Below are 17,093 nucleotides of genomic sequence, written 5' to 3'. Positions count from 1 at the left end.
AATGAAAATATTCCAAAAGTTTGGTATTTACCTAATATCATGGATTTTTCTTGTACAAATTGCTTGCGGGCCCATTTATAGGCCCCCCGCTCCTCCGGAATCTCCGACTAATGAGCCCAATACACATCCGGAATTGGATTCTTCTATTGTGAAGAGCTGGATTTGGTCCGAATTAACCCTACCTGCTTATACCTGGCCCGATGGCATTGCCTTCGGAAACGGATTATTTGTAGATTTTGCTTTTGATGTAAATGGAGTAAAAATTGAGGGAGACAAATTGCGTTTTTTCCTGGATCCCATAAATCCTGCTCCTCCTGCTACCAATGATGGCAATTTTAATTATAGGAGTGAAATTCGGACAGCCCCCTGGCAAATCAATCATCCTTTAGGCTCGGAGCACTGGATAGGTTGGACCTTTACCTTTGAGCCCGATTATATTATTGATCCTAATTCTCCGATTACCATTTTTCAGAATCATCCGGGTGTAGTCGGTAGTTCCCCTATGGTAGAGTTAGAGATCGCTGGATTAAACCGCCCCAGACCCGCCAAAGGAGGGGAGATACAGGTTGTCAATCATGTGTTGAATACTCGCTTTGTTACAGATTTCAGTCCTCAGGCCGGACAGACATTTGAAATAGTTTTGCACATAGTTTTTGATGAGGGAGCAAATGGCCTCTTTCAAGTTTGGATCAATGGCGAATTGATCTATAATGAAGCAGAGCAAACCGTTTTTGATGAATATCCCTGGGGAGGAAATAATAAATGGGGCATTTATCATCACTCACATAGATACGATACGACAGAAGTAAATTCTTCTCTTGCTGCGGGAGCAGATAAAGTATCGGCTTACATGGGACCTTTGAAGCTATTGATAAGAGATAATTCGGCCCCCAATTACCGTAAAGATGCATTTGATATTGTTAAACCATAGGTAAGCCTCTATCATTCACTGATCCAAACTCGCTTTACTCCTCTTTGGTTCTCTGTTTCCAGATAGAGGAAATACAAACCCGGAGGCAAATCTTCGAATTGTAAGAGACTTTTGTGTGTCCCGGCAACAAAAGCTTCTGTCCATTCTTTCATCAACACTCCCTGAAGATTTCTAAGTTGAATCAGCACCTCTTCATCTTCTTCGAGAGAAAATGATACTGTAAGTTCTTCATTGAATGGATTTGGATATGGAAGAAAATCTGTCAATGCGGGAAATTCAGGGCTGCGAAAGCTTTCTTCAGTTATCCCCTCATTTTCCTCTTTCTCAAGTCTTAAGGGTACTACAGAAGTTACCTGACTCAGAGTTGTATTCAGGGGAATATATTCTCCAATCGAATTAAGAATCAGGGGATTTCGGGGAGTGATCTGAAGGCTTACATATCCCAGGATATCATTTTCCCCTGCAAGATCATCGACAACCACTATGATGCCCAGGGTTCCAATTTTTCCACTGCCTGTAGCTCCTTGTCCATCTATCCTACTCAGGGCAATATCCATTTGACGTTGACCACCCTCCGGACAATTCTGAAAATTGTTCCAATCATGGATGATCAGAGATTCTGCATTTCCCATCCACCCATTCTGCAAATTTAGGACAGGTTCCTGTGCAAGGGGAAGATTATAATCAAGCGCAAAAGACAATCCATAAAGATCAGGAACAGGCCCTCCATTTTGATCCAACTTGAGTTCATATTCGATTAGCGCTGTATCCTCAGAAAGAATGGTCGTTGACTCATGCTGTAAACTCAGGATAGCTCCATTAGGGGCACTGTTATTAATTTCTTCTGCAGGCATATAGGCATTTTGCCAGACTATTTGCCCATCGGTACTCAACTCTATCAGACCATCACCATTGGCATCTGCATGTTTGAAGTTTACATCTGCTGCCAGGCTATGATCATCTGGAAAAGACATCACCCAATTATCCGCAAGCTGCTCTTCCCATTGGGTACTTCTGTCATTTCGCATGCTGCCTTGAAAGCCCTCAAGCAGCCCCATAGTAAGGAAGTCCCTACTGTTCACTCTACCATCCGCATTAGCGTCTCCGGGCCATACACAATCTCCATTTAAATCAATCTGTACGGATGCATTGGCCACCTGATCACAGCCATTTTCTGCAATCAGGGTGTAGGTTCCACTTTCTCTGACTGTAAAGGTCTTTTCCCTTCCAAGTGTCTCTCCATTGCTATTAACCCATCTATACACCAGATCATCTGTACATGCATCCAGCACAAAAGCATTGGCGCACAAGGAGCGGTCAGGGCCCAGGTCTATCTCAAGGGGTTCTTTGACTTCTATGGTACGACTAAAAACATTGAAAGAGACTCGATTACTTGCAATCAGGGTCAATAAATAGGTGCCAGCTCTGTCAAAATGATAAGTCAGGTCTCTATCGGTACTGAGCAGGTCTCCATCCAATCGCCATTCAAAACTGGTCCCATTCATAGTCGCATTGGAAAAGGTATAGGTCTGATCTACGCAAATGGAAGGATCACCGGAAAAGGAAGCCAGGACTTTGGCTCCAAATACATGTATCCCTTTATGCGTTCCTACCCAGGTGTTTCCTTTATCATCCACAATCATGGCGTGAGGATGATCATCAGGGAGATGAGAATTACTTTTTTTGAAAACGGTCCAGGCATTCCCATTGTATTCTACCAGGCCTTTATCTGTACCTATCCAAACTTCTCCGTCTCCATCCACTCCTATCGAAAGAATCTTGTCATTGGGAAGTCCGGAATTGGATTTAGCATATTGGGTCCAGGAACTGCCGTTGAAGCTTGCTAATCCTTTATCTGTAGCAGCCCAAATAGTCTGGTCCGGGCCTACCGCTACTCCTATCAGTTTATCATGGGGCAAACCGGAATTTTTCTTATTGAAAATCGTCCATTCTTCCTGTTTATAATGGCCTATCCCTTTTTGTGTACTCACCCAAATGTTACCATCAGGATCTTTACCCAATGACTTTATTTTGTCATCCGGAAGGCCTGTTTTCTTATTATAATAGGTCCAGCTTCCATTTTCATATACTCCTATTCCCTTCTTCTCAGATCCCAACCATATTCGATTATCCTTATCTACCAAGATGCTTCGAACCTTATCATCAGGCAAGCCGGATTTTTGGGTGTAGGTGGTCCAGGAATTTCCGTCATAACTCAGAACGCCTTTCTTATCTGTAGCCACCCAGACAACTCCCTGTTTATCCACACCTACAGCCTTGATCTTATCCTCAGGTAAATCTGAGTTTTTCTTATTAAAGGTCTTGACTTCACAATCATCTTTTTTGAGCCGGATGAGTCCTTGATTCGTTGCCGCCCAAATGTATTCTCCCTCTTCTGCAAGTCCTTTGACATCAAATGAAGAAGAACTATTGTACCAATCCGTGCAAATCCGACTACTGAACTGAAGGGCACGATGCACATTCAATTTGCCAGAACTCACACACTTTCCATAGAGAGCCGGCAGCTGATCTACAGATGCCAGCAATATGTTTTTTAACTGATGATGATTAAGATCCGGGCCAAAGGACCAAATCAGGGCTAAGGTGCCTGTTACAAAGGGTGCCGCCATAGACGTCCCATCTTTATAGCCATATCCTCCATGGGGCAGGCTGCTGTAAATTTGAGATCCGGGAGCCATAAGGTCCACAGAATACAAACCGTAATTTGAAAAAGTACTTAATTCTCCCTGATTATCTCCTGCAGCTACTGAGACTATATTATCCAACTCATAACTGGCCGGGTAGACGGGCTTTGTATAATTGTTGCTGGCTTCATTTCCCGCAGCTGCAACTACTAATTTTTTGTCTCTGTCATGCTTTTCAATCTCCTCATACATGATTCTGCTAAAAGCATGGCTCCCATAGCTACTATTACTGATATCAACCCCCATTTTTCTGGCATATCTCATGGCTGGGAGAATAGAAGATAGAGCACCATCTCCATTTGCATCAAAAGCCTTCAAAGCCATGAGTTTCATGTTCCAGTTTACCCCTGCGATGCCCTTTCCATTATTCCCTTTTGCTCCCATGATACCCGCGATATGGGTCCCATGCCCATTGTCATCAAAAGGATTGTTGTCATTATTCACAAAGTCCCACCCCACCAGGTCATCGGTATAGCCATTTTGATCAGCATCTATTCCATCCAAATCTCCAGGGTCCAATACCCACTGGCCATTTATTCGTTCAATGGTTCTACCATCTCCATCACTATCCTCTGCCAGATTTTGCCAGATATTTTGATGTAAATCTTCGTGCCCAAAGTCAATGCCTGTATCAATGATGCCCGCAATTATGGCTTTCTCACCCGGATGCAAATTCCAGGCGGATAGAAGATCTATATTGCCATCATTTCCTGAAATCATATCAGCCGGCCATTGTTTCTCAAGTTCAGGATCATCAGGAATCCCATTGAGGATGCTATAGGCATAATTGGGTTCTATCCGCTTAATACCACTGAGTGCAGTCCATTGGTCCAGTTTTTCCTCAAGGGCTTTAGGTGAAGCATTATAAAAAGAAAAAGGGAGCTGCCAGACGGCATGTCTCCCTTTCAAATTGATACTTGTGAATATTTCTTTTATTTCCTTTTGTTGAGCGGCAGTGAGCTCTTCTTCTAATTCAATAATAATAGCCTGCTGATAGTACTCGCTATTTTGACTACGGGCAGCTTGAAATTCGAACAATAACAGGAGTAGAGCGCAAAGTGAAAGTGTACTTCTTCTTATCATAGTTCAGCTCTTAACACATTCATTCTCAGGAATACGATCGTATTTTCCCCAAATAAAATACAGGAGAGATTGTTTACTAGCAGTGCAATGATGTTCCTTGAGACAAGCTTTACAATCTAGAAGATGACGGGAATTCTATTGATTACAAATTTTATTGATTCTGATCCAAACAAATTTGACCAAGCCCTATATCTAATGAGTCAAACTTCTGATTTAAAAGCACTTACACTAATCTTTTTTTTACAAAGCACTTCCTTTTTGAGCACTATGAGAAGTAAGAAGTCTCTTTAACCATTGTTATTTAAAAGTAATACCATTATTCAAAATTTACAATTTCATAAATTCAAAGCACCCAAAATTCGGGTTCCAGTCCTATTTCCCGGGATTGATGCATTATTTCCTCTGCATAAGTGGGATTATTGATTATGATTAATTCAGGGTTTATCTCTTTGAGATCATCAGGTGCCACTACTTTGTGAGCGGATATAGGCATGAATTTTCCCTGGCGCATGGGATTTATATCAACCACACATTCTATCAATCCATTCAGTTTAAACATATTCAGAAAGGATACTCCTCTTGCACCAGCTCCCCACATAACTGTTCTTGTTTCCTTTGTAGAAATCTCATTGAGCCGAGCTATGCTTTCCGTTTGGATGCTTCCTACATACTTGTTGAATTCTTTGACCTGATCAACAAAAGACTGGATGCGCTTCTTATTTATGCTGGATTTATAGGCTTTATCCATATCTCTGGGCCGGGCTTCCAGCATTAAATACTCATCATTCCAACACAATCCTGTCGAACTAACTTCAAATCCGCATAACTCAAAAAGCAGGCTTAGCGAATCTTCTGTAAACCAGGATTTATGTTCGAATACAACATTCCAAAGGACCTTTTCTCCAAAGGTGTAATTGGCATTGGGCACCTCAAAATAGATGGTGCAGTCTTTATGATCTTCCAGGTTCTTTCTCAGCCTTTTCAGAAAACCCAGAGGATCTTTATTAACATTAAGAACATGTCTGCAAAAAATTATATCCGGCTTGATCAATGCATGTTTATCATCATAGTAATCCCGGATTATGATAGGATCCCAGTTTCCAATATTATCTTGCTCAACTACGTATCCCGGATCTATACCAACTCCCCAGGCTTTGGCTTTTCTGCAAATTTTCTTCAGAAAATATCCATCTCCACATCCAATCTCGAGGACAGGTTTTCCCCACAACTCATGTTTTTCAATAAGTTCTTCTGTGAGTTGGTCTATAAAGTTTGAGAAAAGCGGAGAGAAAGAAAGGGAAAAGTCATACTCATCAAAACCTACCTTTTTATCCTCATAACCGATATTTTCTACATAACCGCAATCCTCGCAAAGGATCAGTTCGATTCCACCCTGCGGAGCAGACTTTGCCCCGCTATGAGAATCATACATTACCCCATCCTGGGTAGGAACTTGAGCAAGGTGGAATACGCTTTCAATTGACCTACTTTGACAAAGTGAGCAACAGGAGTCGGGGTTTCTATTTTTCATAGTAAATAGAGCTAAATGTTATACCGCTCAGGGTGTATGTCGCTTGTATTTGTCCGGATTTGGATTTACCCAGGCTAAAATTTCTGTCTTCCTGACTCACCTAAATGGAAGCTCTTTTATTTTAGCGCTGGGTCAGACGGGGTATGGATGATAAATCTTTCATGGAACCCTCAGGATTCGGTCCTTTACAAGCAGAACCAAAAATTCTGCTCGCTATCGAAAACCTGAACGTCAATAAGAAATCTGTTGGTTATCATCTTATTTTTTGCCCCAAACTGTTAGTAAAAGTAGAGATTCAATTTTTCGAAAAAAATTACATATAATTCATTATTCTGAGTATATAAATTTAGATTAAATATCATTAGTAAATCATAATTTACTATTAATCAATTATTTATATATAATTTATTTTGCATTATTTTTTAATTTTTTATAGTCAATTTTCTTGATTAGTTTTAAAATGAGATGGAAAACACGAAACTCATACAGGTTTTACAGGCTTTGAGTCCCTTAGAAATGAAGAGGTTTGACAAATTTGTCCACTCTCCTTATTTCAACAGTCATGAAGACACTACGGCCTTATTTGAAGTCTTAAAAGATTACTATCCTACATTTGACCATCCCAAACTTGACCATCAAAAAATCTTCTCCCTTTTGTATCCGGGAAAAAAGTTTCAAGCCAACCAGATCTATACCCTTAATAAGTATTTGCTAAATCTTCTCATGGATTTTCTTTCTCAGGAGGAAGTAGATAATGAGTCTTTTCTATCCAAAGAGCTGGCATTGAAGCGGGCGCTCTATAAGAAACAGCTGCATAAATTCTTGCCTCGTTTGATTGAAAAAAGTGAGGAAATACTGGCAGATCATCCGTTTAGGAATGCGAACTATTTCAGAGAGCGTTACCGACTGGAGGAATTGAAAACGGAATATGTAGTAAACCTGAAAAACAGAAGTGTTGAAACCAGTTATAAACATGCAATGGAGCAGTTGGATGCTTATTATTTGGTGCAGAAACTGAGTTATGTATTTGCTTTACTGAACAGGCAAAGGGTTTTGGCGAATGAGGAAGATATTCAGCTCTTAGAAGAGATCATTTCCTTTTGTGAAAAGAAAGACCTGAGTGAATGGCCGGTAGTAGAGATTTATTTCCAAACCGTGATGATGCACCAGAGTCCCAATGGCAGTAATTATTTTAACAAAGTCAGAAAAGAATTACCCAAAAAGGCACATTGGTTTGAGAAGGAGGAATTGACTGCTTTATACACCAGCCTGATCAATTTCTGTACGCATCGATACAAACGGGGCAATATGGCATTTCTGCGATACATGTTCGATTTGTATAAAGAGATGCTGGAGCTGGACATCTTATTCAACGTCCCGCATGTAGCCTCTCTCTTCTATAAAAATGTAGTTACCCTGGGGCTGAAACTAAAGGAAGGAGAGTGGACAGAGCAGTTCATAAAAACCTACAAAGACCGTATTGATCCTCAGTATCGAAAGGGCGTTTTCAACTACAATATGGCCAATCTCCATTTCTTTAAAGGGGAGTATAGCAAATGTCTGAAATACCTTCAGCGTGTGGAGATAATCGATCCCTTCATCAAGCTTAATTATGACATGCTTTTGATGAAAACTTATTATGAATGTGGGGAAATAGAAGCCCTTTATTCCCTATGTGCAAGTTTCAGTGCCTACATACGAAGAAGTAATGCCCTTTCGGATAATAATAAACAAGCTTACCTCAATATGGCTAAATACATGCGAAGACTGGCCAAAGTGAAGTTTGTTAATAAACATAGGCTTCCGGCCTTGCGAGAAAGCTTCTATGAGGCCACTCTTTTGGTTGAGAGGGATTGGATAGCAGAAAAGATAGAAGAACTAAGCAAAAGTCTGAGAAGACGTTACAGGCCGGACTAGGAGTTTGCAGCTAAAATCGATTGGGTCATACGACTCGCCAGCTTTTCCAGGTCATAGCCCAGCTCCAAATTTGCTTTCAGTACTTTCGCCAACATCCCTTCCGGTAATTTATCAGCCCCCCAATAAGCTCCCAGGATAGCGCCCGTTACCGCAGCTGTCGTATCATTGTCCCTTCCATAATTTATCACAAAAGCGAGGGTTTGAACAAAATCAAACTCATTCATCAAAAGAGCTACATGATTTACGATAAAAATCTCTGATGGATGAAAAGGGTAACGCATGAGTTCCTGATCCAGCTTTTGATAAGCGGTACTCCACTGAGCATATTTGAGGGAATCTTCTTTTGTTTCCAGAGGAAGGGCCAGTTTGACTGGGATATCTCCCTCAAAAAATGATTTTACATCTATCTCTTTTGCTTCTCGCGCAATCCTCAATGCCTGTTGATAGACTTTATAGGAAGTTCGCCCTACCAGGCGACTCTTGAAATAGCCTTTAGGATCGGTTTTTCTGAGTAGGTGAATAATACTGTCCGGGCTGGCATCTGGCTTAAAGGCTTCTGCTACCATAGCAGCCGTAAGACCAGAGATATCCCTCCCATAGCCCAGATCAAACATATCGGCTTCATAGGTTTGTTGATAGGCCCAATCGGGATCACCGGGATAGTAGGCCCCTAAAATGGGAGCAAAGAGCATTCCTGCGCACACCATTTCTCCACCATAAAATTGACTCAAAGCTTCACTATATCCTTGAATATCTCCCTCTGCATAGGGCCTGGCAACTTTAATCCATTCTTTCAACCACTCTAAACGCCGCATCCCATCTTCGTAGGGTTCCAAATCGAGCCCCTCAGTATTTTTTAGCTTTTCCAGGCTTTTGCTGTAATGTTCGATCAAATGATCTGCAAATGCTTTGGCTCCCAATTCTGCCTGATGGTTTTTGACATTTGCTGAGGTTCCTGTCAAGAAATCAGCCAGCAATACTTTCCAGCGGGTATCATCCGTAGTGCTTCCTGCCTGCAAATTGAAATCCCAGATGCCTTCTGCCGATGGTTCTCTGACCATGTCATCCAGGCTATCAACATGCCCATATTCCAATTGAATATCCTGCCTGGCCCACATTTCTGTTGGAGCGCCCATAGCATCACCTATAGCAGAACCTGCCAACATGCCCAACATCTTGTCATAGAGTTGGTCCCGATCCATTTTCGAAAGTTTCATATCAACTTCTTTGGGGGTAGAAAGAGATGCATGTAAGCTACTTTCCGGTTTTTTGGCTTCGCAGGCCAGCAAAAGCAGGCTGAGAATAAGGAGAGACAAATATTTCATTGAAAAAGGACTTGGAACTTATTCTGATAAATATTTTTTATTCAAAATCTTCTCCTGAAAAGCAGCCATTTCACCCAAAGCTTTTTCTCTGGCTTCTTCACTGGCTCCTTTCCGAATCAATTCAGAATTGAAGCTTTCCAAATTGCCCAGGATTGTATTCTGGCTCGCAGAAGCATAATCCCTCATATTGCCTTTCAGATCAGGGTTTTGCACTTTCCATTGTTTGGCTGTCATACCGAAAACAATCTTATTGATCATATCAGCATTCTCAGCGTATATCCCTCCTCTTTTCTTTTCGGCCAGACTCCCTGAAACCTCCTGTATGGCGGCTGTTTGTATAGGATAATTGAGACGGGCAAGCTCACGACCTGCATTCCATTCCAGTTTCTGCCTCATCATCTCCTCGGATCGGAGCCGCTTGAATTCCTTGATGAGTCTATATTTGAATTCTGCATTTAACCAGGATCCATACTCAAAAGCGATGTCCACATGGGCAAATGTTCCTCCATATCTTCCCGCTTTCGATATAATACCAATAGCGCCTGTCATCTGAATATAGGCCTTTGCGGATAATGAAAATGAATTTTCAGGGGCTTCCTGTTTAATTACGTCCATTTGGGCGTAATTAAAATCCGGATTATTATCTCTTTCCCAAATAGCCAGAAAATTTAAGGTATTTCTATTCTTCAGCCAGTTGCGAATCCGATCTCTTGCATATTCTGAACTATCCCAATTAGACATATCTGTAAGGGAAATATAATCCTGCTGATTTACAGATTTTATACTTATCTCCTTTCCATCAATCTGAATTTTCTCTGCCATAATTTTTTCAAGAGAGCTTAATAGGTGGATAGACAAAATTAAGGGAAAGTATGAACAAGGAACAAGAAATGGAAAATTTAAGTGATGAAAGCGGGAGCTCCTACAAATGCCTCAAATACAATTCCGGATTATTCAAAAAATTTCGGGTGAGTATCACATGCTCGGTTTCATCATAAGGAACCTCCGAGATTTTTCCTTCTTTAAACTCAAAAATGCTAGCTCCGGGATAGGCCATAAGGATAGGTGAATGGGTAGCTATAATAAACTGAGCCTGCTTGTTTTCACACATTTCCTTGATCATGCTAATCAAGGCCAATTGCCGCTGAGGAGATAAGGGTGCTTCAGGTTCATCCAGGAGATATATACCCGGCTGGGTAAAACGGGCCTGAAAAAGTTTGAGGAAACTCTCTCCATGAGAATTTTCATCCAAATCCGCTCCATATCGATCCGTAATCGCCCGCTTCTGCCCCATAATTGCTCCCTTAGCCAATTGAAGTCCATAGCCCTCCAACTCCCCCTCCAGATCGGCAATGTCTCCTTCAAAGTCCTGCTGAAGCTGATTCAGCCTTTTGGTAAAACCGAAAAAATCTTCAGCTCGGAGGAAAAACCCTCTACGGGTTTTCTTCTTCCACCTAAATCGGATTTTCCTTCCTAAGCGTCTTGCTGGCCCCAGGCTGGCATCCTGACTCACATCACTGCTGCCAATGGCAGGCAAACCGATGCCTGCTGCCAGGCTTTCCAGCAAAGTAGATTTACCAGAGCCATTTTCTCCAATAAAAAAGCTTACCTGTTTGTGAAACTTCAATTCTCCCAGTTCCTGTATCAGGGGGAGGTCAAAAGGGAAACCCCTTTCCTCATGTTCTTTCAGGGAAATGGAGGAAAGAAAATTCATGATTATTTTTTGTTCATCAGAAGCACACCATTCCATCCCTCGGGAGTTCCTTCGATGAGGTGGCCTTTCGTTTGGGTGAGGTAAAATTTAGCAGCATTATCCTCTGGGAAATTTGTAAGCACTTCTTCAAAAGCCCTGCCCGCATATTTAAAATCTTTGGCAAAGTATGCTTCCAATCCTTCTTCAAATAGAATACGGGATTCTGCTTTTTGCTCAAAGACCATAGAATTTTCAGCATCATAGCAATCGTAAATCCCCAGGGCTTGCTGACGGCCTTTCACTTTCACTTTCCCAAGATAGCGGAAGGTATAGGATTCCGGTTCTTTAAGTTCTCTATAGGAAACTTCACTCAAAATGATAGAGGCACCGAATATCTTGGTCAATCCTTCCATGCGTGAAGCAGTATTTACGGTATCTGAAACTACTCCTATATCCATACGCTGCTCATCTCCTATTATACCAACCATCAAAGGACCATGATGTATACCGATCCCCATGCGTAGCTCCTGTATATCGAAACTATGGTTGGTCCGGTTAAATTCCAGAATTTCTTCCTGAATTTTTATCGCTGCCCGCAGGGTATTTTCACTGGAACTGAGTTGCAAGGTCTCTTCCATAAACAAAGCCATGATCCCATCTCCCAGAAACTGGTTCACAAAACCTCCATAACTTTCTATGATCGGCCCTACCCTACCTAAATAAGTATTGAGGAATTTGAAGGTTTCCTGTGGGCTAAGCTTTTCAGATAAGGTGGTATAATTCCGAATATCAGAAAAGAAGACGGTCGAATTTTGCTCTACCTGATCTCCCAGGGCTACTTCCGTGATATCTGTCCTTCCAAGTATCCTAAGAATATCGTAGGGCACAAAGCGGGAAGATGCTGCACTTACAATCTCTTCCAGCTTCAATTTATCTTCCAGGGCATCGCGTTTTTCTTTCTCCAGGAGGTTTCTTTTGGCTCCAAGCGCAACTGCAAAAAGACAAAGTTGCAAGATGATTCCTCCTCGAATCAGCTCCATGCTGGACAGGGTTTCTCTTATTTCTATTTGACCGATGGAAAGGAAAATTGAGAGGATATACAAAAGGACTCCCAGGATAAAGACAGAATTACCCATGAGGTAAAAACGTGCAGGTCTTAGACCCACCCGCATCATCTGTACGCCCCAATATAAAAGAGTTATTCCCAGCAACACAAACATGAGGATGTAGAGGAGTATGCCTAAAATAAAGAGGACACTCATCAAGCCATCTTCTGTACTGAGGGAGGTATCTCCCGTTTTTACAAACGTTCCTATTGCCAACATCAGAAAGATTGTCAGGCAGATAATGGTTCGTTCAAACCATCTGACAGGCGCACCCCAGGCGGGCAATTTCTCTTTGATATTTAAGTATGAAATCGAAAATCTCAGCAAACCTATGATCGCGAAAAGGACAAAGACTGCTGAGATGATAAATGCCATAGAGAGATTGAGGCGCAGGAGATGAAAATCTGTCTGGGCCGTAAAGAATACGACTCCTGTCAGCCCCAGGATGTACAAGACGTAATAGCCAAAGGTGTCATCCTTGGTAATCATGAAAAAGAGGAGAAAGAAGAGCAATTGTATACTCAGAATCCCCAAAAACAGGCCTACGGTAAATCTTTCGGTAAGATTGGCTTGCAACTCCTTTTGAAAATCTATGGCTTCAAAGTACAGCTGATCCGGTGTAAGATGCGCTTTATCATAATTGGTCATGGCCAGCAATACCAAAGCGCTATCTCCGGGATCAAGTCTTACAGAAAAATAATTGGGATGTACCGGAGCTTTCCATTCAGATCGATCCATCATTCGACCTGTCCTTTGTTCCTGTACTGATTTATCTGAATAAAGGGTATAAATATTTATACTGTCCCAGACGAGAAATTCTCCCCCGGCATTGAACCAGTATTCTTTCCATCCACTTGCATTGCTTTTGAGCGGAACCGCCATCCACCAGGTACTTTTCTGGCTGGGGTTGTAAAGAGAGTCATGGAGAGTATGTCCTTTAAATTCTCCCTGCACATAGGACATCAATACATCCGCATAGCTGAGATTGCTTTCAAGGTCCTCATAAAACTTAATAAAGGGGCGAACATTTTCCTGCGTAAGTTCCTGACTATAAGATTCAGTCAGAGAAATATATACCTCTTCCTGCGCCATGCTTTTGCCAGCAAGCAACATAAGGAACAGGAGCAGGATATATCGGGTAAATGTTCTATGCATTCTTTTATGCCAAAGGATGTTTCTTTGCGAAACTCATTCTCCACACCTTTGTTTATATATCTAGTTTCCATGATACATAAAAAGCCCAATGTTTGAAAATACAAAAGCAGGGGAAATGACCTAAGACAACTCATAGTCACTTTCCCTGCCTTTGTTTATTGTTTCCGTACTAGTTCCGGATACCGGGCAGTCCTGACGGTCCTGCTTCCTGTATCAGGAATTCTGGTGCATCCTTTACGCGGGGATATACTTCATTCAAAGTATTACCCTCATAAAGCCGCCCATTCTTCATAACGTATCTAACACTGTTCGTGTTACGAATATTTGTCAGGGGGTTCTTATCAAGGATGATAAGGTCGGCCAGTTTTCCTGCTTCCAGAGAACCCAGATCTTTCTCCAATCCTATTGCCCTTGCTCCCAAAATGGTTGCTGTTTTCAAGGCATTGTGGTTGCTGATTCCTCCGGAAGCCATTGCCCAAAGTTCCCAGTGATAACCCAGGCCTTGCAACTGACCATGTGAACCTACTCCTGATATTCCCCCAGCTTTCACCAGATCATTTACAAACTCAGAATGGCGGCTGAAAATATGTTCTTCGTCCATAAACCATCCTCCGCGTCGACGCGATTTTTGGTCCAATTCCTCCTTTGCGGTAAAATGCTTGAGCTTTTTATCTCCAGCTACATCTTCAGTCGCATAGAAATAGTTTTCTGCCCAGGGCCCTCCATAAGCCACCAATAAAGTCGGAGTATAAGCCGTTTGAGTTTCATTCATCAACTGCAATACATCCCCATAAATTGGATAGATCGGGAAGGAATGCTCATGCCCAGGATATCCATCCACGACCTGAGTCATATTGAGTTTGAAGTCCAAACCACCTTCTGTAGTTGGCATCAGGCCTTGCTCCTTAGCTGCCTGGATCACCCACTGTCTTTGCTGGCGATTTCCGACCAAATACATTTTAATAGTTTTGGTATTGTAGTATTCAGAATACTGCTTCAATACTTTTTTCGCATGCTTTAGGCTCTTGATGCGGTATGCCCAGAAACCTACGCCAGGTCCGGTAGAGTAAACCCTTGGACCAACCATGTCACCGGTTTCAACCATATCCGCATACGTCAATACATCTGTAGTTGCTGTCTGAGGGTCGCGGGTTGTGGTAACTCCATACGCCAAATTAGCAGCATAAATCCAAATCTGGTTTTTGTGAATACCCCAATTTGGCCACATATGAGCATGGGTATCCACAAAGCCCGGAACGATGGTTTTGCCGCGCATATTCATGACTTTGGTACCAGAAGGGGCTTTTACTGAACCGCTTTTACCCACTTTTTTGATACGCGCATTTTCAACCAGAATATCTCCACGCTCATAAATAAGGTCGCCATTCATGGTGATCAGACGAGCGCCTTTCAGGAGAATCTTCCCTTCCGGAACGTCCTTTTCAACAGTCACCTTAATTCTGATTTCTTTGGCTTTATATCCCTCATCTTCTTTTTTCTCTTCTTTCTTTTCGTCCTTTTTCTCTTCTTTTTTACCTTCTTTTGCCTCCTGAGCCTTCTTCTTGGCTTCTTCCTTCTTTTTCTTTTTCAACTCCTCTTTCACCCGTTTGGCTTCCGCTATATCATAAGAGAAATAGGCATTACCCAGAGAGTAATTGACTCTTTTTGCATCCGAACTCCAATGGGGGAATTCCCCACCCATATCTGTAGCCTTCATGGCTGGGAAGGCAGCAGCTTCGGGATTGGCTACATTGATTTCAGGTACGTCTTTCCCGACATATGGAATTGTTACGATATAGACTTCATTGTTGATTTTGGCCAGGGCGCGATCTCCTTCCGGAGCCATCGTTATAACAGAGGCTTTGGTAGGCTTTCTCTGAGGTTCTTTCTCCGAATCATTGTACATCAGACTCGGGATACCATGATTGTGATCATGTCCATTTTCGGGATTGAGAGCAGGGAAAGAGGTGATACCACTTACTTTGATGTGTATCTTTTCGTCCGTACCATCCCAACGGATAGAACTTAATCCTTTTTGACCATGAGAAAGGTAGATGCGCTCGTTTTTCTTTACAAAGTGAGGATTTGAGCGTCCATTAGAAGCCATGATCTTGCTAATATCTCCTCCATTTGCTGAGACCCAGGCCAGATTTCGAGAAGCACCAAAAGCAAAAGGCCCAATGGCATCTTTGAAGTTTTGGGCTGCTCCCATCAGAAAGACGATTCTATTGGAACGAGAATCCCAGGCAGGTTCTGTATAGATTCCTCCCTGATTAGTGATCTTTTGAGGATTTCCTCCTTCTACATTTATCTTATAAATATGCCCTTCTTCGCCTTCCCAGCTTACGAAAGCTAAATGTTTGCTATCGCTGTTCCAGCTAGGCATAGCTTCGGTAAAATTATTCTCGGTCAATCTTTTAGGCTCTCCTTCTGGATAATTCATCACATAAAGGCGATTGAGTACGGTAAAGGCCAGTTTCTTTCCATCCGGAGAGAGTTGAGGATTTCTAATCTGGGTAGCAATCATATCCTTTTCGTCAGAAATAGGATAGTCAAACCTTACTTCTGGTCCCAGGTCATAACTTTCATTTACTTCAAAGGGGATATTTTGAGCTTCTCCTCCATTTACTGGTACTTTCCAAATCTTTCCTCCATAGCTAGCTATTACAAATTTGCTGTCAGGGGTAAAAGACATCGCAGGATAAACCCCCAAAGGAGCGATAGATTCCTGCTCATCTCTTTGGACAGGATAAGCCAGCCAATCCTCTTCTCCTGTATCAAGATTTCTTTTTACCAGGCCTGTTTCCGTATTGTAGCGACTCCCGTATACCAGCCATTTTCCATCAGGAGAAAGGGTGGGTGCGAATGCAGAACCATATCTATTGGTCTGCTGAGCTATTTCTCCAGTCTCACGATCATAGGTTGCGAGTTGGTATTGGGGTAATTGGGCATTATACTGCCAGGCTCCTCTTCTTTGAGAGAACCAGATGTACCTTTCATCCGGACCAAAAGCTGGTTCGGAAACCTTGATTGCATCGGGCTTTTTGATCAACTGAACACCTTTACCTCCATCTTTATGATGCATGTAAAGTTTCCAGTTTCTTTGGCCATGAACCACTACGATGTAGTTTCCATCCGGGGTCCATTCCGCAGACTGCATGTGGTCTGTTTTTTCCTTGGTAATCTGAGTAGAATCTCCACTTTCCAGATTTTTGATCCAGATATTTTCATTTCCATCTCTATCGGAGGTGAAAACTATAGACTTACCATCCGGGCTAAACTTGGGATGGGTATCATAAGCCATTCCTTTGGTGACTCTTTTGGCTTTTCCTCCTTCCATAGGAAGAAGATAAATATCCCCCAAGAGGTCAAAGGTAATCTGTTTCCCATCCGGGCTTACATCCAAAGACATCCAGGTACCTTCGGTCGTATTCAATTGCATCGTACGTCCGGCTTCCAGACTCAGAGGTGTTTTGGGCTTTTTCTTTTTTGTGCTGTCTTTTTTCGCCTCCTGCGCAGACAAACTTCCCAGAAGGAAGCATAACAGGACAGCGACTAATGATTTGCTGAACAAGTTCATAGAAAGAGTTTTTGGAATATGTAATCGTAAATAATGCAGCAAGCTAAAATTTGGTAGGAATACAGAA

9 protein-coding genes are annotated in these 17,093 nt (G+C 42.2%); 2 read left to right on the top strand and 7 right to left on the bottom strand.

The window, feature by feature from the left end; all coding sequences use genetic code 11:
* The first annotated feature begins 1 nt into the window (after position 1).
* Positions 2-931, top strand: coding sequence for a heparin lyase I family protein (locus R8P61_37810; protein MDW3652898.1), 930 nt, complete (start codon positions 2-4; stop codon positions 929-931).
* Between the two features lie 11 nt (positions 932-942).
* On the opposite strand, the gene R8P61_37805 is transcribed toward R8P61_37810, so the two are convergent.
* Positions 943-4,719 (bottom strand): S8 family serine peptidase, encoded by a 3,777-nt coding sequence (locus R8P61_37805; protein MDW3652897.1) that lies wholly within the window; start codon positions 4,717-4,719, stop codon positions 943-945.
* Between the two features lie 343 nt (positions 4,720-5,062).
* Positions 5,063-6,250, bottom strand: a complete 1,188-nt coding sequence (locus R8P61_37800) for a class I SAM-dependent methyltransferase (protein MDW3652896.1) — start codon at positions 6,248-6,250, stop codon at positions 5,063-5,065.
* Positions 6,251-6,715: 465 nt separating this feature from the next.
* Between R8P61_37800 and R8P61_37795 the strand changes: the two genes are divergently transcribed.
* Complete coding sequence (locus tag R8P61_37795; protein MDW3652895.1) at positions 6,716-8,167, top strand: hypothetical protein; 1,452 nt, start codon at positions 6,716-6,718, stop codon at positions 8,165-8,167.
* Here R8P61_37795 and R8P61_37790 read toward each other — a convergent pair.
* From R8P61_37790 to R8P61_37770, 5 genes are all read right to left on the bottom strand, one after another.
* The gene (locus tag R8P61_37790; protein ID MDW3652894.1) at positions 8,164-9,492 is read right to left on the bottom strand and encodes an ADP-ribosylglycohydrolase family protein; all 1,329 of its coding nucleotides are present in this window, start codon (positions 9,490-9,492) and stop codon (positions 8,164-8,166) included. The two genes, R8P61_37795 and R8P61_37790, sit on opposite strands and share 4 nt — an antisense overlap.
* A gap of 18 nt (positions 9,493-9,510) precedes the next feature.
* Positions 9,511-10,314, bottom strand: coding sequence for a KilA-N domain-containing protein (locus R8P61_37785; protein ID MDW3652893.1), 804 nt, complete (start codon positions 10,312-10,314; stop codon positions 9,511-9,513).
* Between the two features lie 100 nt (positions 10,315-10,414).
* Entirely contained in the window at positions 10,415-11,206 is a 792-nt protein-coding gene (locus tag R8P61_37780; protein ID MDW3652892.1) for an AAA family ATPase, read from the bottom strand.
* Positions 11,207-11,208: 2 nt separating this feature from the next.
* Positions 11,209-13,446 (bottom strand): adenylate/guanylate cyclase domain-containing protein, encoded by a 2,238-nt coding sequence (locus R8P61_37775; GenBank protein MDW3652891.1) that lies wholly within the window; start codon positions 13,444-13,446, stop codon positions 11,209-11,211.
* A gap of 169 nt (positions 13,447-13,615) precedes the next feature.
* Positions 13,616-17,026 (bottom strand): amidohydrolase family protein, encoded by a 3,411-nt coding sequence (locus R8P61_37770; protein ID MDW3652890.1) that lies wholly within the window; start codon positions 17,024-17,026, stop codon positions 13,616-13,618.
* Positions 17,027-17,093: the final 67 nt, after the last annotated feature.

The sequence above is a fragment of the Bacteroidia bacterium genome (assembly GCA_033391075.1).
In the GTDB taxonomy this organism is placed as follows: Bacteria; Bacteroidota; Bacteroidia; order J057; family J057; genus JAWPMV01.
The sequence above is the reverse complement of the archived record's forward strand: the minus strand, read 5'-3'. Positions and strand labels throughout refer to the sequence as shown.

Bases quoted from the DNA above. Each gene is read 5' to 3' on its own strand.
- R8P61_37810 (MDW3652898.1), top strand. From the start codon at position 2: ATGAAAATATTCCAAAAGTTTGGTATTTACCTAATATCATGGATTTTT.
- R8P61_37805 (MDW3652897.1), bottom strand. From the start codon at position 4,719: ATGATAAGAAGAAGTACACTTTCACTTTGCGCTCTACTCCTGTTATTG.
- R8P61_37800 (MDW3652896.1), bottom strand. From the start codon at position 6,250: ATGAAAAATAGAAACCCCGACTCCTGTTGCTCACTTTGTCAAAGTAGG.
- R8P61_37795 (MDW3652895.1), top strand. From the start codon at position 6,716: ATGGAAAACACGAAACTCATACAGGTTTTACAGGCTTTGAGTCCCTTA.
- R8P61_37790 (MDW3652894.1), bottom strand. From the start codon at position 9,492: ATGAAATATTTGTCTCTCCTTATTCTCAGCCTGCTTTTGCTGGCCTGC.
- R8P61_37785 (MDW3652893.1), bottom strand. From the start codon at position 10,314: ATGGCAGAGAAAATTCAGATTGATGGAAAGGAGATAAGTATAAAATCT.
- R8P61_37780 (MDW3652892.1), bottom strand. From the start codon at position 11,206: ATGAATTTTCTTTCCTCCATTTCCCTGAAAGAACATGAGGAAAGGGGT.
- R8P61_37775 (MDW3652891.1), bottom strand. From the start codon at position 13,446: ATGCATAGAACATTTACCCGATATATCCTGCTCCTGTTCCTTATGTTG.
- R8P61_37770 (MDW3652890.1), bottom strand. From the start codon at position 17,026: ATGAACTTGTTCAGCAAATCATTAGTCGCTGTCCTGTTATGCTTCCTT.